Here is an 18,856-nt window from a genome sequence, read left to right as displayed (position 1 = left end):
TTTGCTTTAATTGATTTCAATATAATTAATTGTCTTTATACCTATAATCCAAAACTAGTTTCGAATTTATTTACTCAAGTAACTTTTTTTTTTTTACTTTGGTAAAATGGATGAATAAAAAAGGGTATCATTATCACATGGAAACAACTTTTAAATAGTCAAGTCATGAATGATTTGAACGAAAATAATTTACTGAAAATGCTGATTGATGGGAGTCATGAAGCTTTTGAATTGCTATTTGATAAGTACAATTCGCAGGTTTATTATTTCTGTTTGAAAATTTTAGGAAGTAAAGAGAATGCGGAAGAAGTTACTTCAGATGTGTTTTTGAAATTATGGCAGAAAAGAAATAAAATTGACCTTGATAAATCTGTAGGGTCGTTGTTATTTAAAATAAGTAGAGACCTAAGTATCAACTACAAAAAAAAAGTAGCTAATTCAATTTTGAAAAGTTCGGAATACTCACAAACTACCCAACTAGAAGCTCCAAGTCCACTAGCAGAATTGATTTTTCAAGATTATAAAAAGATAGTAGATAGGTTTGTATTAAATCTGCCACAACAGCAACAGTCGATCTTCATGCTTCGCCATGACGCGCATCTTGAGATTAATGAAATAGCTAAAGAATTAGAAATAACAGAATCCACTGTAAGAGTGCATCTGTCTCGCGCTAATAAATTTGTCAGAAATAAGATTTATAATGACAAGGAATTTTTAATCGAGAAATAGTCTAACCAGCTAGAGACCATAATATATTCGCATCATATGTTATTAAATTTTTGATTAACTGCCTCAGAAATTTAACTATCAATCAAATCCACGAAATGACTTTAAAGAATATTCGAAATGTATTGCTTCTAGGAGGCTTTTCTATTTTTATATTTAATTTTTCTGCATTTGCTCAAGTAAATCTAGCGTCTAGCAAATTGCCAATTATCATTATCGATACAGAAGGGCAAGAAATTCAAGATGAACCCAAAATCAATTGTAAACTGAAGATCATTCATCACTATGGTGATAAATTAAATGAGATTACGGATGAAGGAAATGAATATGATGGAATCGGTGGGATTGAATACAGAGGGAATTACTCTGCAACACTGCCTCAGAAACCTTACGGACTGGAAACTAGATTAGAAGACGGTGAAAATAATGATGTTTCCCTTTTCGGATTTCCGGAGGAGAATGATTGGATTCTACTAGCTAATTATAATGACAAAGTATTTTTTCGAAATATTCTAGCCTTTCATATTTTCAATAAAATGGGGCATTATGCACCGAGAACACAATTGTGTGAGGTCATCTTAAATGATAAATACGAAGGCATTTATGTTTTTACAGAGAAAATAAAAAGAGACAAAGGACGAGTAGATATTAATAATCTAAAGGAAGATGAGAATGAGGGTGATGATCTAACAGGCGGATATATTTTCAAAATTGACTATTGGAATAATGAAGATAGCTGGCAGTCGGACTATACTAATCCATTGTATCCGAATAAGTCGGTTCATTATGTTTATGATACACCTGACTATGACGAAATTACAGATCCGCAGAAAGCTTATTTGATGGATCATGTTTCAGCATATGAAGATGTTTTATGGAGCCAAGAATTTGCGGATTCGGTACAAGGCTATAAAAAATACATTGACCTAAATTCTTTTATAGATTATCTCATTGTTAATGAGGTTGCTAGAAATGTAGATGGATTTAAGAAAAGTAGGTTTTTTCATAAAGACAAGGATAGCAAAGATCCATTGATCAAGGCTGGGCCGATATGGGATTTTGATTGGGCTTTCAAGAATCACTATTATTCGAATGGCGCGGGATGGATGTATAAATTTGAGGGAGGAGTGGATGTTTCGCCTCCTGGTTGGTATATACGGATGATGAAAGACAATGCATTCGTAGAACAATTCAGAGCGAGGTATTTCGAATTGCGTGAGAATATACTATCTGAAGCCTATCTTAATTCCTTCATAGATTCGATGGCTGTTCAAGTAGAAGGAGCGCAGGAAAGGCATTATACAAGATGGCCGATCTTGGGTATAAAAGTTGGAACTCCTGAGTATGGTAATCCACCGGATACTTATGAAGGGGAAGTGGCTAATTTCAAGTCATGGCTTAAGACTAGATTAGAGTGGTTAGATGGAAATATGCCTTCAGTAACTTCAGGTTTATGGGCGGAGGAAAAGCAACCTATAAGTGTGAACGTATTTCCATCTCCAGCGGCTGATGATATTAGTCTTTCTGCGAGCGTGGAAATAAAGAATGTCAGTATTTACGATCTAAGTGGCAAACTCGTTAGGAATATTTCTGATGTGGGTCGATCGGAATTGAGTGTAGATATCCGTGGATTACAAGGAATATTTTTCGTGAGAACAGAACTAGAAAATGGAGAAATAATGAGTGCTAAGATTATTTGTAAATAGGTTAAGCGAAGCTGTTGCTACTGGTATTTACTTGGTGTCTTATGATCATTCGAAATACATTCTAGTAGCGATTTGATCAAAGTATCAATCGTTTCGATACTCTCCTGATCAGAAATATTTCCATCTGATGGAATTTTACCTTTTGCGCCTTGGATTAAACCTGTGGAGTTTTCAGGGAGAATGGTTTCGAGCGTTCTTAGAATTAAATTCAGAGATTCCTGCGCTTTAAGTCCCGATGCGGCGGCGATAATGGTTGCGGTCGGCTTTCTAGATAATAGCACAGTAGATACAAGCCACTCTATTGCATTCTTGAGACTTCCAGGAAGACTAAAGACATATTCTGGAGAAACGAAAAGTAAACCATCAGCACTTTCGATAAGAGCTCTGAATTCCGCGACTTGATTTGGTAGTTCTGCTTCTAATTCTGGATTAAAATGCGGTAATTTTGCAATTCCATCAAATATCCGCAAGTCGAATACTCCTGCATATTTCACTTGGATATAATTGATTAGCCGTTGGCTGGTAGAATTAGTCTTCGTACTCCCAGAAATCGCAAAAACTAGTGGTTTCATTTTACGCGTTGATAAACCAAGAAATTACCGCTCTCCGCATTCGCTATTACCAAGTTTTCTTCGCTTATTTCCTTAATATACAGACACACGTTTTCTATAATGATGTATCGATCAGTTTCCGGTGTCTGGTCAGGCATGTTAAGATTAATACAGCGATTATCTAATTCAAAGTAGCTCAGATTCGTCACTTCCATTCCTTCATATTCTTCTTTCTTAGAATTACCTTCGATCACCATTGTGTTTTTCGGATCAGAAACGTTCTTCCACCTACCTTGTAGCAACGCTAGCGTTTCAGAATTTGCGGGATTGATTATTGTGTGATCAGGCTGCACGAGCTTTGGCTCAGAAGCCGTATTCTTACATGCGGCAATTAGAAAAAATGTGCATATTAAAAATAGACCTAAGTACTTCATGGTTTACTTGTTAATTTCTCTAATCAAACTCAATTCTGCGAAAGCAATTGCGGTAATAGCTTCTACAACAACAGGCGCTCTTAAAGCAATACAAACATCATGTCGACCTACGATCATAAGATCTTCCACTTCACCTGAAGCGAGATTCATCGTTTTTTGTGTCTGGTGGACACTGCTTGTAGGCTTAATCGCGACCCTGAAGAAGAAATCGTTCCCATTGGTTATTCCGCCATTTATTCCAGCTGCATTATTAGTTTCAGTCGTCCCTTTTTCATCGATAAAATTATCGTTGTGTTCGATTCCAGTCATCTTTGCTGCCTGAAATCCAGAACCGAATTCTACTCCTTTAGTTGCTGGTATAGCGAAAACCAAATGTGCAACAATAGATTCTACAGAATCAAAAAATGGCTCACCGATCCCAATAGGAATGTTACTCGCACGACTTTCAATGATACCTCCGATAGAATTTTTACTTTCGATGGCTCCGTTAATGGCTTCTTCAATATTCGAATTTCCACCAGCTTCTATAAGCTGAGCACCATAGGTGATTTCAGGAGTGATTTTCTTAGCGATTACACCAGCTGCAACGAGTGCAAGGGTTAATCTACCCGAAAAATGGCCACCTCCTCTATAATCTTGGAAGCCTTTATATTTTTTATGAGCGACAAAGTCTGAATGGCCTGGTCTAGGTTGTCTTACTAAGTTAGAATAGTCTTTCGATCGCGTATTGTTGTTTTCGAAGAAGATCAACAATGGAGCCCCAGTTGTGAAACCATTGAAAACACCACTTTTGAGGTGTGGGATATCCTTCTCTACACGTGGTGTAGTTCCCTTAGCGCCTGCTTGTCTTCTTTTTAAATCAGGCAGAAAATCTTCTACGGTTATTGGAATTCCAGGAGGTACACCATCTAATAAAACCCCACAACCTTCGCCATGTGATTCTCCAAAAATTTCCATTCTAAATATTCTTCCGAAACTGTTCATTCAAAAAATGTTTATAGTTAAAGTTTATTGTTTGATCGCTCGCTCCTTGATCAAACTAAATTCTTGCGTAAAGCTAATGTACTTTTTATATTTTCATATAGCGCTTCCGCTTCTTGATAACTCAAGGTCTGTTGACCATCTGAAAATGCTTTCTCCGGATTTTCATGAACTTCCACGATTACACCATCTGCTCCAGCTAAAATAGATGCTAATGCAATCTGAGGAACAAACTTCCTAACGCCGATTCCATGAGATGGATCCGCTACTACAGGAAGGTGAGATTTTTCTTTTAGTATCGCGATTGCATTCAGGTCCATGGTGTTTCTGTAGGCACCTTCATAGGTTCTGATTCCTCTTTCACACAACATGATACGCTCATTACCATTAGAAAAGATGTATTCTGCAGCTTGTAATAATTCATCAATCGTTCCACTGATCGCTCTCTTAAGCAATATCGGTTTATCGACTTTTCCTAATTCATCTAGCAAATTAAAGTTCTGCGAATTTCTAGCGCCTACTTGAAAGATATCAATGTAATCATGCATCGGTTCTATCTGAGAAACTTGCATGACTTCTGTTACAATCTTGATGTTATTTTCTTGGCAAGTCTTGTAAAATAGCTTTAGACCATCTTGTCCAAGTCCTCTGAAACTGTAGGGTGAACTTCTCGGTTTATAAACGCCACCTCTCATGATTTTTACTCCGTTCCTAACTAAGTGAGCAACTGTAGATTCTATCTGTTCTTCAGATTCAATAGAGCATGGACCTGCCATTACTTGGAAATTTCCATTTCCGATTAACAAGTCATCGCCTATTTTGACAGCCGTTTTTCCTACTTTCCACTTAGAAGAGACCAATTTATAAGCATCAGAAACTCTATGGATATCTTTGATCCCAGCCATGGAACCAATTTTTCTGATATCGAATTCCTTTTTACCGATTGCAATAATGTATTTCCCAAACTGCGTTTCTATCTCCGAACCTTGATATCCAATGGTTGATAATTGGGTATTAATGTCTGATAATTGCGACGCGTTGCACTGTTGATCCAGTTGAATAATCATTCTCGTATGCTTTTAATAAATTGACCTATATTATTTTCTAAATCACCTTCTTGAGAAACTGCTTTGATGAAAGCACTACCGATGATGGCACCACTGGCTCTTTCGCAAGCTTGATCGAAAGTCTCTTTATTAGAGATACCGAATCCGATCATCTTAGGTGACTTTAATTTCATTTCTTCTATTCGCTTAAAATAGTCTAGTTGGACATCACTTATTTTAGAAGATGCACCTGTTATGGCATTGCTCGAAACTTGGTATAAAAAAGGATAACTAAGGTCATCAGCTTGTTTGATACGCTTTTCGCCACTCTGGGGGCTGATCAAGAAACTCAATCCAAGATTGTACTTTTCGAATATGGCTTTGTGCTCTTCGGCATAAACTTCCATCGGTAAGTCTGGAATGATTAAGGAATCTATTCCAGAATCTACGCAAGCTTGGCAGAATTTATCTAATCCGTATTGCATCAGCTGGTTCAAGTAGCCCATGTACACGAATGGAATGGAAACAGATTTCCTGGCTTCTTTAATCTGGCTGAAAAGTAGATCCAAGTGCATTCCGTTTTTTATCGCTTTTTCACTGCTCTGTTGGATAGTTGTTCCATCTGCCATCGGATCTGAGTAAGGCATTCCAATCTCCACGAAATCTACGCCATTTTTCTCAAGAGCAATCAAGGTAGGAACCGTGTCGTTCAGTGACGGATAGCCTGCTGTAATATATATACTTAGTAATTTCTTACCGTCTTCAAATAAATTTTCAAATTTCTTATTCATATTCGTCCATATATTTCATGAATGTTCCCAAATCTTTATCACCTCTCCCGGATAAATTTAATACCACAATATCGTCTGCCTTGAAATCATATTTTTCTAGGATGGTCAATGCATGAGCCGATTCTAACGCTGGAATAATTCCTTCTAATCTAGAAAGCATAAAGGATGCATCCACTGATTCTTTATCCGTAATCGGAAACGAACGAGCTCTACCACTTTTTATTAAGTGTGCATGAAGTGGTCCAATTCCAGGATAGTCTAATCCGGCTGAAATACTATGTGGTTCGATGATCTGACCGTCTTTCGTTTGCATTAATAAAGTCCGACTGCCGTGGATAATTCCTTCTGTACCTAAGACGGAAGTAGCCGCTGACATATTAGTATCGATTCCATGTCCTGCTGCTTCAGCCATGAAAAGTTGGACTCTCGTATCGTCTAAGTAATGGTAGAAAGCACCGGCTGCATTACTTCCTCCACCGACACATGCTAAGATGTAATCTGGATAGTCTCGCCCGATTTGCTCTTGCAATTGCTTTTTAATTTCTTCAGAAATAACAGACTGAAATCTGGCAACCATGTCAGGGTAGGGGTGTGGTCCTACCACAGAGCCGATGATATAAAAGGTGTCTTCTGGATTGCTGATCCAATCACGAATGGCTTCATTCGTGGCATCTTTTAATGTTTTACTTCCTGAAAGTGCAGGTCTAACTTCAGCACCTAGCATTTTCATTCTAGCAACATTCGGCGCCTGACGTTCGATGTCTACAGCTCCCATATAAACGATGCATTCCAATCCTTTCAGCGCACATACCGTAGCAGTGGCTACGCCATGCTGGCCAGCACCAGTTTCAGCAATGATTCGCTTTTTTCCCATGCGCTCAGCCATTAAAATCTGGCCGATAGTATTATTGACCTTGTGAGCTCCTGTATGATTGAGGTCTTCACGCTTTAAGTATACTTGCGTTCCATATTTTTCAGACAATTTCTTCGCGAAGTATAGTGGTGTAGGTCTTCCTACATAATGCTTTAGCAAATCATCGAACTCCTTTTTAAAAGATGGGGTCGCTGAAATTTCCAAGTAACTTTTTCTTAGTTCTTCGACATTTGGGTAGAGCATTTCTGGTATGAATGCGCCTCCAAATTCGCCATAAAATCCTTTTTCGTCTACTGCGTATTGCATGTTAGCTTGCTTATAAATGATTTAATGTTTTCTATATTCTTCATTGCAGGTGCAGATTCGAATCCGCTATTAACATCTATTCCTGCTAATTTTTTATGTTTGAAACTGTTGATTTTACCAGCATCTTCTGGTCCTAGTCCTCCACTTAGAAGGAAAGGTGTATCTAGAGTATATTGCTGCAATATATCCCAGTTGTATTGAATTCCATTTCCACCTCGTTCTTTTCCCTTAGCATCAAATAGTAAATAATCACAACTCTGATAGTCTGCTGTTATGCTAAAATCAAAAGATTCATCTACACTGAATGCCTTGATGACTTTGGTCAATGTTTTTATTGCTTCACAATAAGATGGATCCTCTTCTCCGTGTAACTGTACAAAATCTAAGTTGTATTCATGTACTATCTTCTTTACGAAGTCGATGCTTTCATTGACAAAAACACCTACCTTCTTAATATTATCTGGAATCGAGCTAAATATTTCAGCTCTTAATTCTGGCTGGATAAATCTCTTCGATTTTTCGTAAAAGATAAATCCCATCAAGCTCACACCAGCGTCAGAGGCTGCCTGAATATTTTCAATATCCCGCATGCCGCAAACCTTAAGTATGATATTTTGATCCGAACTATTCACTTAATTGTTCTTTATTGCGTCAATGAACTGCTTACATTTTTCTTCTGGGTGTCCTCCTGCCATAAAGTATTCTCCGATTAGAAATCCATCGTATCCTGCGGTCTTTAATTGGCTTACAACTTTTGGATCATTGATTCCACTTTCACTTATTTTGACTGCATCAGTAGGTAGCTTATTAAAAATGTCTAACGAATAATTAAAGTCTGTTTTGAAAGTTTTCAGGTTTCTATTGTTAACGCCGATTAGGTCAATTTCTGGAATGAATTTTCCGATTTCTTCTTCATCATGAACTTCGAAAAGAATTTCCAATCCTAGTGACTTTGCCAAAGAAGTAAATTTCTTGATTTCATCATCGGTAAGGATGCTCGCAATCAGTAAAATGGCATCTGCTCCGATAGACTTAGCCTCTAATATTTGATATTCATCAATGATAAATTCCTTTCTTAGAATTGGACAGAAGTTATATTTCCGAACAGTTTTTAAATCCTCTTTAGAACCTCCAAAGTAGTTTTTGTCTGTTAGGACAGATATAGCTGAAGCACCTGCTTGCATATAGCCGATACTTACTTCCTCTGGAGAAGCGTACAGATTAATCGCGCCCTTAGAAGGTGATTTTCTTTTAAATTCTGCGATGATTCCCACTTTGTCTGGTCTCAAGATGTATTCACTTAATGAAACACAAGGTGCATCAAAATGGATACTCTGTTCTAGAAGTGTTATGGGATAAAGTGATTTATCTTTAGCTACTTCTTTCTTTTTATGTTCTACTATTTCTTTAAGTATGCTCATTTTAGTATTTAATAGAGTCGATTAAATTTTGCAAATTTTTCCTTGCTTTCCCGCTTTGGAGGGATTCTTCTGCCTCCGCATAACACGTAGCATAAGATTTACTTCTGTCAAAAGCCTGAATTCCTATTGCTGCGTTCGTCAGGACAACATCGTTTTGTTCTGATGTGCCTTCATTCTTAAGAATGCGTTCAAATATTTTAATGGTATCATCTATAGTTTCTGCGCCATAAATATCGGACTGTTTTAGCTTAGATTTATTAAAATCTTCTGGTTCTAATATGCTTTCGCCATTTTCGGTGATGATCTTAGTCGTATCGGTCAGAGACACTTCATCGTAACCATCTAAGCCATGAATGATTGTGAAATTCATACCTTCTTCCTCCATAATATATTTATAGAAAGGCATAATTTCTAAGGAATAGACACCTGCGACTTGTTGCTTAGGTTTTGTTGGATTCACAAGTGGTCCCATCATATTGAAAAAAGTTTTCACCCCGATTCCTCTTCGAACCGGTCCCAGTGGTTTCAGTGCAGCATGAAATAAAGGCGCATGCATGAAGGTGATGTTGAAATTATCCAGTTGATTCTTAATGATATCTGCATCATTCGTGAATTTGTAACCGATTCCTTGGATGACATTAGATGAACCACATACCGAGGAAATCGCTCCATTCCCATGCTTCGCTACTTTATATCCAGCACCAGCTACAATGACAGAGGCTAGCGTCGATATATTAAAGGTGTCTTTTCCATCACCTCCAGTTCCGCACATGTCTATTAACTGACTACGATCATAGTCTACAGCAATCATGCGCTCTAAGATGGCATCCCTGAAACCCGAAAACTCTTCGAAGCTGATCGGTCTCATTCTAAAGACAGTAAGTAGCGATGCAAGCTGCAGCTCATTATATTTTTCTTCGGCTATTTCTAGCATTAAGTTTCTTGATTCTTGACGATCAAGTTCCTCATGATGATATAATCTTTCTAATACTTTTTTCATTTTACCTTGCTTATTGCATTTTTAATGAATGATTGTCTTTCTTGTTTTGATTAAGACAACCAATCTTTGCTATAGTTTTAAGAAATTGGTCATCATCTCCTTTCCATATTCTGTCATAATAGATTCGGGATGAAACTGAACAGCTCTAATTTTATGGTTTTTATGAGCAATTCCCATAATTTCTCCATCATCATCTGTACAAGTGATGACTAGATCATCTGGTAAAGTAGTTTTATCAATGACCCATGAATGATATCTTCCAGCAAAGAAGGTTGCTGGCATTTCTTGAAACATATCACTTACAGGTTCAGTTACCTTAAATTCTGTTCTAATCCCATGATAAACCCGATCTAGATTTTTCAGGCTTGCGCCAAATACTTCTCCGATGGCTTGTTGTCCTAGACAAACTCCGAAAATAGGTTTCTTATCTGCGTATTCTTTTATGATTGCTTTCAAGTTTCCTGCTTCTTCAGGTAATCCTGGGCCTGGTGATAGGATAATTCTATCGTAAGCATCACATTCTTCCACACTTATCTTATCATTTCTGAAAACTTCCACCGTTGCATCTGAAACCTGCTTTACTAGTTGGTAAAGATTAAAAGTGAAAGAGTCATAATTGTCAATGATTAATATCTTTTCCATAGTTTAAATCGTTTCTGCAATCGTTAATGCACTTTTTAAAGCGGCTAATTTATTCTCTACTTCTTGAAGTTCTTTTTCTTCATTAGAATCAATAACTATTCCGCAACCTGCTTGGAAGATGAGTTGATTGTCTTTACTCAGAAATGAACGAATCATGATGGCTGTATTGATATCTCCATTTAGGCCAAGAAAACCAATCGCTCCACCATAGAAACTTCTAGAGTGTGGCTCATTCTGATTGATTAATTGTAAGGCTCTGTATTTCGGAGCTCCACTTAAGGTTCCTGCTGGAAAACTATCAGCATATATATTAAGTGGATGAGATTTATCCGTAACATTTCCTTTCACAATGGAAGTTAAATGAATCACGTGACTAAAGAATTGTGTGTTTTTATATTTTTCGACATGAACATTCTCTGCTTTTCTGTTCAAGTCATTTCGCGCAAGGTCCACAAGCATGACGTGTTCTGCATTTTCCTTTTCATCTTTTAAAAGTTCTTCTGCTAATGCTGCATCTTTAACATCGTCACCAGTTCTTCTAAACGTTCCAGCAATGGGATGGATTTCAGCAACTCCTTTCTGAATTGTAATGTGCGTTTCAGGTGAAGAACCAAATATCCGATAAGAACCGAAATCAAAGTAAAACAAATATGGTGATGGATTGATAGACCTTAATGCGCGATATACATTTAAGTCATCCCCTTTAAATTTCTGATAATATCTTCGCGCAAAGACGACTTGGAAGACATCTCCACGTTGGCAATGATATTTACCTTGAGTCACCATTTTCTTGAATTCCTCGGGTGGAATAGGACAATATTCATCTCCGTCCATCTTGAAGTTCCCACTACCTGCCTGTCTATTCTGAATAAGTGCGGTAATTTTATGCATTCTAGAAGGTTCGCCATCTGGCACATTCTCTATAATAGTCATGCTATCATTAAAGTGATTAATAACCACAACGAATCTAAAATATTCGTAAGCTAAAGCAGGAATCAATTTTTCATCTTTCGATTCATCAAATGTGATTTGCTCAAAATACTGTACCGCATCAAAACTAGAATATCCGAAGAAGCCATTATAGTCTTCAGCTTCTTTTTCTCCTTTGAAATCGATGATATCAAAACATGATTTTAGTTTATCAAGAACTTCATCATTGGGAAGGGTTAGGTTTTCTGATGTTCCTCTATAATCCTTAATTTTCACATCATTCCCAGTGCAAGAAAAAGAAAGCAAACTATCAAAACACAAGAAAGATCTGCTATTTTCTTTCTTATTATATTCTGAACTTTCTAGTAAGAAAACCTTATGATACTTCCGTCTCAAGTTCATTAACATCTGAACCGGAGTGGTGAGGTCTGCGAAGAGTTTCTTAGTTATAGCATTTATTTTTAATTGCTTCATTTTTCAATTTTGCTTAAAAAAAAAGTGACTTACCATGTGGCAAGTCACTTTAATATTTTTATAAAATAATAAAATAGGTTAGGCCACATCAAGTATCTTGAAGTGCCACCACCAATTTGTATTATTTAAATTATTTCTTTTCATCGATTGCAAATATATGAGCTTTTTCAAATTAAGCACAAATATTTTTAATAAAATAAATACAACATATTATAAAAATAACTTATATTTAATTTTAATTATATGTAAAGGGTTAAATAATAGGTTGTTTAATTTAAGGTTGGTTAAAAAGTATAATTAAGATTTTTTAGGAATTTAATGAGAACGGAACAAGGTTATTTGGCAAATAGAGTCAAATAACCTTTTTTTATCTAATAATTTGAGCAGATCGGAGTTTAAAAATTTGCTTAATGAAAAGTACAAAACATACATTAATTCATCTGATTTGCTCTGAACAGGCAGCGTATTTTCGGACGGGATCACTTTACATATTCGCTCTTGAAAACGAGTGCGAACATATCATTTTCCAGTTCTAAGTAACCATAATCATATACAAAGTGGTATCTGTTTCCAGACTTCGTTATGTATTGATTCGTGAAGTAGGTAAAGTTAAAACCATTTTCGAATAACTTGTCGCGGTGGACTTTAGCTTTCCCATGTGGATTAAGTGAGGCGAGAATTCTGCGGTTTTTTCGTAGAATATGATTTATTCGACGAGCAAAGTTGTTTGGGTCTCTATTTAATTGATTGTTAAATGCGTTCCTGCAGTAATCACCACAGAACTTTTTGTCAGACCTTCCTTTGATTTGTTCTCCGCAAGCTAGGCACTTTCTCATACCAGTAAATTATATAATAAATGACAAAGTAATGTAATAAAAATCAAAGTAATTTCTTTTTGCTAACTACTTTAGTTAGTTTTGAAGGGAATTCAAAACCCAATAGAAATTATTTGGAAACGCCTTTCAAAGATAGTAACGCGTTCAAAGCATTGTTTCAACAATACTTTAATCCACTTGTAAACTTCATATACAGTCGCTTTGTGAAGGATTACGAGATTGCAAAGGATATTGTCCAATCTACATTTGCAAAAATTTGGGAAAAGAAAGATACTATAGAAATTTCCACATCAGTTAAGAGTTACCTTTTTCAATCCGCTAAGAATAAGTCGTTAGACTATATTCGAGCCAATTCTAATAAATCTCTTGAGCTCCAAGATGATTTCAGAGATTATGATTTAGAAGATGAGGTTGAAAATAGAGATATGAACTCTTATGTAATCAGAGAACAGATTGTGTTAGCATTAGATGGAATGAAGCCGAAAATGAAGCAAATTTTCGAACTGAATAAATTCCGTGGATTCTCCTATGAGGAAATTGCTAACGATATGGAGATTTCGAAACGGACTGTAGAAAGCAATATGGCCAAGGCTTTCGCCATATTAAGAGATAAATTAAGGGAAAGCGAATTATTTAACATTTTAGAATTGTGATATAGGGAAAATCCTCCGTCTTAAGGATAGTAAGTAATAAATGATAGAAGAAAAAGACATATTAAGTTATTTAGATGGTAATGCATCGCCTGAACTTCGAAACAAAATTGATTCTTGGATTGACGAAAGTCCAATGAACAAGGAAGAATTCGAGTTTACCAAAATAATGTGGGAGGAATCTACCGCCTGTAACGACTATGTCCGTTTCGATGTTGATGATGAGTGGGCTGCTTTTGAGAAAATGGTTGCGCCAGCACCTTTAAAAGTAGTAACAAGTAAAAAGGAAGAAACTAAAGTTATAACTTTAGAAAATAGACATTCATGGAGGTCTGGACTTTCAGTAGCGGCCTCTATAGCAGTATTAATTGCAGCAACTTGGTTTTTATGGCCGCAATCTGAATATATAGAAATTGTGGATGCTCCTTCAGATATGGAGATTAGATTAGAGGATGGTTCTAAAGTTAGCATAAAAGAAGGAGCTTCCTTTAAAGCACTTAGGTCATTTAAATATGCAAAAGAGAGAAATGCAGAGATAGCTGGTGAAGTTGTCTTTGATGTGGCTAAAGACCCAGATAGGAAGTTCTTTGTTAAAACAGAAGAAACTGCTGTCGAGGTTTTAGGAACTATATTTAGTATTAAGAGTGAAGGTGTAGAGGCAGAAGTGGCGAACGAAGAAGGCTTAGTTAAGTTTTTCGTTATAGAAGATGCTAGCCAGTTTGTTAATCTTAAAGAAGGAGATCGTATAAAATATGATGGTAGTGGTTTCATTGATCTTAATGAACCTGAACCAGAGCCTATACCTGAACCAGAACCAATTCCATTAGTGAAAGAGATCTTGGATTATATGCGAACTAGCTCTAATGGACGTGTTAAATTCGGATCAGGAATTAATGAGAATATTCTAAGTGAACTAGATATAGACTATGAAGGTAAAACAGTTCGACAGATTATTCGGTTAATGCAAGAGAAAGCAATAGTTGTCTATCTAGATAAGGGTTGTCCCGATTGCATAGAATTCGTAGAAATCATTCCTAAAAAGAGATAATTCTAGTATCTTTGATTTCCATGAGATACTTTATTTTAACCATATTTTTTTTAATGACAATAACGTCCTCTGGAAACGCTCAGCATTCAATTGCTCGAGAGTGGAATGAGCTATTGTTAGAAGGAATTAGAGGAGATTTCGCCAGACCTACCGTTCATGCAAGGAATTTATTTCACACTTCAGGAGCAATGTACGATGCATGGGCAGTGTATGATTCCATAGCTGAACCTTACTTTTTAGGTGATACCGTCGGAGAGTACGAGTTCAAATTTTCTGGTATACCTATCCCTGAAGATATTACTGAAGCAAGAAAGGAAGCCATTAGTTTTGCGATGTATCGTATCTTAAGACATCGATTTCTTACTTCGCCAGGTGCATGGAAAGTTTATACACAGACGGATTCGCTCATGAATCTGCTAGGATACAATAAGAATTACACATCACTAGATTATGAAAGTGGTAATCCTGCTGCACTCGGAAATTATATAGCTTCGGAAATCATTAAATTTGGTTTACAAGATGGGTCGAACGAAGCACTTCAGTATGAAAATAATTATTATGAGGCCGTAAATGATCCGCTTGTTATGGATTTATCAGGAAATTCAGGAATCAGTGATCCTAATAAATGGCAACCCTTAACGCTAGATGTTTTTATAGATCAAAGTGGCAATGTAATTCCATTAAATACGCCTGAGTTCTTAAGTCCAGAATGGGGAAATGTGGTGCCTTTTGCAATGAAAGAGGAAGTTTTAACCACTTATGATGGAAATAATGGTCAATATAAGGTTTATCATGATCCTACGGCTCCTTCATTTATACAAGATGGATTAGGGTTAAATGATCCTTATAAATGGGGATTTGCTTTAGTTGCGGCTTGGTCATCACACTTAGGTCATTCTAATGATACATTAATCGATATCTCTCCTGCTAGTTATGGGAACCTAGATGAGCTGCCTTCTTCTTTTGATGAATACAAACAATTTTATGATTATGATAAAGGTGGTGATGCAAGTACTGGTCACCCATTAAATCCTACTACTGGTTTACCTTACGAGCCTAATATAGTAAGTAGGGCTGATTATACGAGAGTCTTAGCAGAATTTTGGGCAGATGGGCCCGATTCTGAAACTCCGCCAGGTCATTGGTTTACGTTATTGAATTTTATAAATGATAACCCACTACTCGTTAAGAAATTCGAAGGGAAAGGGGAGGTGTTGTCTGATTTAGAATGGGATGTTAAATCTTACTTAGCTCTGGGAGGTACAATGCATGATTGTGCTGTTTCTGCATGGGGGATAAAAGGTTACTACGACTACATTCGTCCAGTTTCGGCAATTCGTTATATGGCAGAAAAGGGGCAGTCTAGTTCTATGGATCTTCCTAATTATCATCCTCATGGTTTTCCACTGAAGGAAGGTTTCTTTGAGTTGGTGAAAGAAGGCGATCCTTTAGCTGGATCTCAGAGTCAAAATGTGAATCAAGTAAAAATATTTGCCTGGAAGGGACCTAATTATATAGCAGACCCAGAAACAACTTTTGCAGATGTGGGTTGGATATTAGCTAAAGATTGGTGGCCATATCAGCGACCATCATTTGTAACACCTCCTTTTGCAGGATATGTTTCAGGTCATTCGACTTATTCGAGGGCAGCAGCTGATTTGCTTACAAAATTTACAGGCAGCGCTTTTTTCCCAGGTGGAATAGGAGAATTTGTAGCACCTAGAAATGAATTTTTGGTCTTTGAAGATGGCCCTGCTGACGAAATCGTTTTGCAATGGGCGACTTATCAAGATGCTTCGGATCAGTGCAGTCTTTCCAGAATATGGGGAGGTATTCACCCACCAATAGATGATATTCCAGGAAGAAAAATTGGGATGAAGATTGCTACGGAGAGCTTCGAATTCGTTAAGGATTATTTTTATAGCGATGAAGATCAAGATGGTTTTTATAATTATGAAGATTGCGACGATAATGATAGAAGTGTTTTTCCAGGTGCTGTAGAAATATGTGATGGAATAGATAATAATTGTGATGGTCAGATAGATGAAGATCTTGAAATTTATACCTATTACGAAGATCTAGACGAAGATGGATATGGAAATATGAATGTTACAATGGATACTTGCGCATTGCTTCCACCACCTGGATTTGTTGAAAATGCAGATGATTGTGATGATACAGTTTTTGCTACGAATCCAGAAGGCGTAGAAATCTGCGATGGAATAGATAATAATTGTAATGGCGAAATAGATGAGGGGCTAACGATCTATACGTATTATTTAGACAGTGATCAAGATGGATTCGGTAATGCTGCTCATCCATTGGATACTTGTCTTGCATCTGCACCAAGTAATTATGTGAATAATAGTGATGATTGCAATGATGCGGATGGATCTATATACCCAGATGCTTTAGATTTTCCTGATAATGATATAGATGAAGATTGCTCTGGTCGAGATGCATCAGCATTTGCATTTGTACTAAGTGACTTAGGAACGTCTAATTTTGTAATCCACTATCCAGATGACATCAAAGCAAACATGAAAGTTCTTGATATTAGTGGTAAGTTAGTACTCAGTAAAGAGTTAGACTTCTTTACTCATTATTTAGATCTGAACCTTACTAATCTAACGACAGGACTTTACATACTTTTATTAGAAAATGAAAATGGCGAGATCATTTTTAGGCAAAAACTTGTAAATCCATAGCACTTATAGCTGAATTAACTTTTGTTGAATTTGACTTTACCATTGACAATGGTCCAAAGTACTTCTGTATCTAGAATTGCATCATCGGAACAATTAATTAGATCTTCTGAAAGGATAACGATATCAGCAACCTTGCCGATTTCTAAAGAACCTTTAAAATCTTCTTCGGATCCCGCATATGCATTTCCTAAAGTATAAGAATAAACAGCTTCTTCACGAGTCATAGCTTGTTCTACGAAAAACTCAAATCCGTTGTCAATTCTTTTTCTGGTTACAGAGGCATAGAAAGATTCTAAAGGATTCACATCTTCTACGGGGGCATCTGTTCCATTAGCAATGACGACACCAGCATCTAGAAATGAACGCCATGCGTAGGCCCCTTCTCGCGCTCTTTTTTCCCCGAGTCTATTTTCTGCAAAAAGTGCATCAGAAGTACAGTGAATTCCTTGCATCGCTGCGATGACTCCTAGTTCTTTGAATCTTGGAATATCTGCAGGATCTACATGTTGTGCATGTTCAATTCTCCATCGAGCATCTTTTAATTCAGGCTTTTCCTTCTCTTCTGCTTCTATAATATCGAGTACCACTTTATTAGCTCTATCTCCGATCGCATGTACACATAGTTGCATATTACTTTCAACTGCAATGTCCGCAATATTTTGCACTTCACTGATTTCAGTTGTATTTTGCCCATGAAAGTCAGGTTTGTCATGATAAGGATCTATAAGCCAGGCTCCGTAGGAACCTAAAGCGCCATCTACTTCTGTCTTTATTGCTCTGCAGGTAAAGAAATTATTACCTGCATTAATCACTCTTGCTTTCTGAGCTTTCCCTTTCATTTCTTCTGAAGAATGGCGTAGCATTGCCCATAATCTGATATCAAGCTCTCCGGTTTCTGCCATTTTAGTATATGCTGCAATTTCTTCAAAACTCGAACCGGCATCTTGGAATGATGTAATTCCATTTCTTAAACATTCTTCTTCTGCTAATTCAATTCCTTCGCGCCATTTCTGTATTTGCTTATCTTTATCTAAAGTGGCTAAATATTCTCTATAGATTTTACCTATAGCTCCAGCCGCTCTTTCTTCAAACATCCCTATTGCATTCCCTTCTTTATCTCTTACGATTCTGCCACCCGAAGGGTCCGTCGTTTCTTTAGATATACCTGCCATTTCCATGGCCTTTTTATTCGCAAATAGTCCATGTCCACTTGCGTGAACAAGCACCACAGGATTATCAGGAGAGACTTCACTTAATTTTTGATGATTTGGGTATCCATCCACAAGATTATCTTCTTTAGTTGTCCATTTTTCTTGATGCCATCCACGTCCTTCTACCCATTCTCCCTTTTCTAATGTTTTAGCTTTTTCACCTACCATTTGCACAATTTCATCCCAAGAAGTCGACTTCAGAAAGTTTAAATTTTGCAAACTACTTCCCAAGCCTGAGAAATGACCATGACCTTCGATGAAGCCAGGCATTAGAAAATTACCTTTTGCATCAATTTCATCGGTTTCTGGTCCTTTTAATTTTAATATTTCGATAGTAGAAGCGAGCGCAACAATTCGACCGTCCTTTACTGCAATTGCTTCTGATTCAGGGTTTGATTTGTCTACCGTCCAGATTTTAGCATTTGTAATAATCAGATCGGGATTTGAGTTCGTCTTTTTTTCAGATTCAGCACATGAATTGGCCAGAATAAGCAGGATAAATAGCGTTAATTTTTTCATTT

At 36.8% G+C, this 18,856-nt stretch carries 18 protein-coding genes; 5 read left to right on the top strand and 13 right to left on the bottom strand.

The window, feature by feature from the left end:
* The first annotated feature begins 165 nt into the window (after positions 1-165).
* Together L2586_RS06620 and L2586_RS06615 are read left to right on the top strand one after the other, a co-directional pair.
* On the top strand, positions 166-729 hold the full coding sequence (locus L2586_RS06620; protein ID WP_235292012.1) for an RNA polymerase sigma factor: 564 nt from the start codon (positions 166-168) through the stop codon (positions 727-729).
* A 95-nt stretch (positions 730-824) separates the two neighbouring features.
* Positions 825-2,432, top strand: coding sequence for a CotH kinase family protein (locus L2586_RS06615; RefSeq protein ID WP_235292011.1), 1,608 nt, complete (start codon positions 825-827; stop codon positions 2,430-2,432).
* 17 nt (positions 2,433-2,449) lie between these two features.
* On the opposite strand, the gene L2586_RS06610 is transcribed toward L2586_RS06615, so the two are convergent.
* The 12 genes from L2586_RS06610 to L2586_RS06555 form a co-directional block, all read right to left on the bottom strand.
* Positions 2,450-3,004 carry an NADPH-dependent FMN reductase gene (locus L2586_RS06610; RefSeq protein WP_235292010.1) on the bottom strand — a complete coding sequence of 185 codons (555 nt, stop codon included), beginning with the start codon at positions 3,002-3,004 and terminating at the stop codon, positions 2,450-2,452.
* Positions 3,001-3,417, bottom strand: a complete 417-nt coding sequence (locus L2586_RS06605) for a hypothetical protein (RefSeq protein ID WP_235292009.1) — start codon at positions 3,415-3,417, stop codon at positions 3,001-3,003. The genes L2586_RS06610 and L2586_RS06605 overlap by 4 nt, the downstream gene beginning before the upstream one ends.
* Before the next feature lie 3 nt (positions 3,418-3,420).
* Positions 3,421-4,401, bottom strand: coding sequence for a chorismate synthase (locus L2586_RS06600; RefSeq protein ID WP_235292008.1), 981 nt, complete (start codon positions 4,399-4,401; stop codon positions 3,421-3,423).
* Between the two features lie 50 nt (positions 4,402-4,451).
* A complete protein-coding gene (aroF, locus tag L2586_RS06595) occupies positions 4,452-5,465 on the bottom strand; it encodes a 3-deoxy-7-phosphoheptulonate synthase (protein ID WP_235292007.1) in 1,014 nt (337 codons plus the stop codon).
* Positions 5,462-6,235, bottom strand: coding sequence for a tryptophan synthase subunit alpha (trpA, locus tag L2586_RS06590; protein WP_235292006.1), 774 nt, complete (start codon positions 6,233-6,235; stop codon positions 5,462-5,464). The genes aroF and trpA overlap by 4 nt, the downstream gene beginning before the upstream one ends.
* Positions 6,228-7,415, bottom strand: coding sequence for a tryptophan synthase subunit beta (trpB, locus tag L2586_RS06585; RefSeq protein ID WP_235292005.1), 1,188 nt, complete (start codon positions 7,413-7,415; stop codon positions 6,228-6,230). The genes trpA and trpB overlap by 8 nt, the downstream gene beginning before the upstream one ends.
* Complete coding sequence (locus L2586_RS06580) at positions 7,400-8,047, bottom strand: phosphoribosylanthranilate isomerase (protein WP_235292004.1); 648 nt, start codon at positions 8,045-8,047, stop codon at positions 7,400-7,402. The genes trpB and L2586_RS06580 overlap by 16 nt, the downstream gene beginning before the upstream one ends.
* On the bottom strand, positions 8,048-8,836 hold the full coding sequence (gene trpC, locus L2586_RS06575) for an indole-3-glycerol phosphate synthase TrpC (protein WP_235292003.1): 789 nt from the start codon (positions 8,834-8,836) through the stop codon (positions 8,048-8,050).
* Position 8,837: 1 nt separating this feature from the next.
* On the bottom strand, positions 8,838-9,836 hold the full coding sequence (trpD, locus tag L2586_RS06570) for an anthranilate phosphoribosyltransferase (RefSeq protein WP_235292002.1): 999 nt from the start codon (positions 9,834-9,836) through the stop codon (positions 8,838-8,840).
* A 69-nt stretch (positions 9,837-9,905) separates the two neighbouring features.
* Positions 9,906-10,478, bottom strand: coding sequence for an anthranilate synthase component II (locus L2586_RS06565; protein WP_235292001.1), 573 nt, complete (start codon positions 10,476-10,478; stop codon positions 9,906-9,908).
* Between the two features lie 3 nt (positions 10,479-10,481).
* The gene (locus L2586_RS06560) at positions 10,482-11,882 is read right to left on the bottom strand and encodes an anthranilate synthase component I family protein (protein WP_235292000.1); all 1,401 of its coding nucleotides are present in this window, start codon (positions 11,880-11,882) and stop codon (positions 10,482-10,484) included.
* 479 nt (positions 11,883-12,361) lie between these two features.
* Positions 12,362-12,718, bottom strand: coding sequence for a hypothetical protein (locus L2586_RS06555; protein ID WP_235291999.1), 357 nt, complete (start codon positions 12,716-12,718; stop codon positions 12,362-12,364).
* A 59-nt stretch (positions 12,719-12,777) separates the two neighbouring features.
* Between L2586_RS06555 and L2586_RS06550 the strand changes: the two genes are divergently transcribed.
* From L2586_RS06550 to L2586_RS06540, 3 genes are read left to right on the top strand one after another with little or no spacing between them, the layout of a single operon-like run.
* On the top strand, positions 12,778-13,371 hold the full coding sequence (locus L2586_RS06550) for an RNA polymerase sigma-70 factor (RefSeq protein ID WP_235291998.1): 594 nt from the start codon (positions 12,778-12,780) through the stop codon (positions 13,369-13,371).
* A 40-nt stretch (positions 13,372-13,411) separates the two neighbouring features.
* Positions 13,412-14,416 carry a FecR family protein gene (locus tag L2586_RS06545; RefSeq protein WP_235291997.1) on the top strand — a complete coding sequence of 335 codons (1,005 nt, stop codon included), beginning with the start codon at positions 13,412-13,414 and terminating at the stop codon, positions 14,414-14,416.
* Between the two features lie 53 nt (positions 14,417-14,469).
* A complete protein-coding gene (locus tag L2586_RS06540; RefSeq protein ID WP_235291996.1) occupies positions 14,470-17,124 on the top strand; it encodes a MopE-related protein in 2,655 nt (884 codons plus the stop codon).
* A gap of 14 nt (positions 17,125-17,138) precedes the next feature.
* Here L2586_RS06540 and L2586_RS06535 read toward each other — a convergent pair whose 3' ends face one another.
* Positions 17,139-18,854: an amidohydrolase gene (locus L2586_RS06535; protein ID WP_235291995.1), complete on the bottom strand. Its 1,716-nt coding sequence runs from the start codon at positions 18,852-18,854 to the stop codon at positions 17,139-17,141.
* Positions 18,855-18,856 lie beyond the last annotated feature (2 nt).

It is taken from the genome of Portibacter lacus, from assembly GCF_021533215.1.
Lineage (GTDB): Bacteria > Bacteroidota > Bacteroidia > Chitinophagales > Saprospiraceae > Portibacter > Portibacter lacus.
This window is presented reverse-complemented; position numbering and strand designations above follow the sequence as displayed.

Coding starts and splice junctions, on each gene's coding strand:
- L2586_RS06620 (WP_235292012.1), top strand. CDS start 166: ATGAATGATTTGAACGAAAATAATTTACTGAAAATGCTGATTGATGGG.
- L2586_RS06615 (WP_235292011.1), top strand. CDS start 825: ATGACTTTAAAGAATATTCGAAATGTATTGCTTCTAGGAGGCTTTTCT.
- L2586_RS06610 (WP_235292010.1), bottom strand. CDS start 3,004: ATGAAACCACTAGTTTTTGCGATTTCTGGGAGTACGAAGACTAATTCT.
- L2586_RS06605 (WP_235292009.1), bottom strand. CDS start 3,417: ATGAAGTACTTAGGTCTATTTTTAATATGCACATTTTTTCTAATTGCC.
- L2586_RS06600 (WP_235292008.1), bottom strand. CDS start 4,401: ATGAACAGTTTCGGAAGAATATTTAGAATGGAAATTTTTGGAGAATCA.
- aroF (WP_235292007.1), bottom strand. CDS start 5,465: ATGATTATTCAACTGGATCAACAGTGCAACGCGTCGCAATTATCAGAC.
- trpA (WP_235292006.1), bottom strand. CDS start 6,235: ATGAATAAGAAATTTGAAAATTTATTTGAAGACGGTAAGAAATTACTA.
- trpB (WP_235292005.1), bottom strand. CDS start 7,415: ATGCAATACGCAGTAGACGAAAAAGGATTTTATGGCGAATTTGGAGGC.
- trpC (WP_235292003.1), bottom strand. CDS start 8,836: ATGAGCATACTTAAAGAAATAGTAGAACATAAAAAGAAAGAAGTAGCT.
- trpD (WP_235292002.1), bottom strand. CDS start 9,836: ATGAAAAAAGTATTAGAAAGATTATATCATCATGAGGAACTTGATCGT.
- L2586_RS06565 (WP_235292001.1), bottom strand. CDS start 10,478: ATGGAAAAGATATTAATCATTGACAATTATGACTCTTTCACTTTTAAT.
- L2586_RS06560 (WP_235292000.1), bottom strand. CDS start 11,882: ATGAAGCAATTAAAAATAAATGCTATAACTAAGAAACTCTTCGCAGAC.
- L2586_RS06555 (WP_235291999.1), bottom strand. CDS start 12,718: ATGAGAAAGTGCCTAGCTTGCGGAGAACAAATCAAAGGAAGGTCTGAC.
- L2586_RS06545 (WP_235291997.1), top strand. CDS start 13,412: ATGATAGAAGAAAAAGACATATTAAGTTATTTAGATGGTAATGCATCG.
- L2586_RS06540 (WP_235291996.1), top strand. CDS start 14,470: ATGACAATAACGTCCTCTGGAAACGCTCAGCATTCAATTGCTCGAGAG.
- L2586_RS06535 (WP_235291995.1), bottom strand. CDS start 18,854: ATGAAAAAATTAACGCTATTTATCCTGCTTATTCTGGCCAATTCATGT.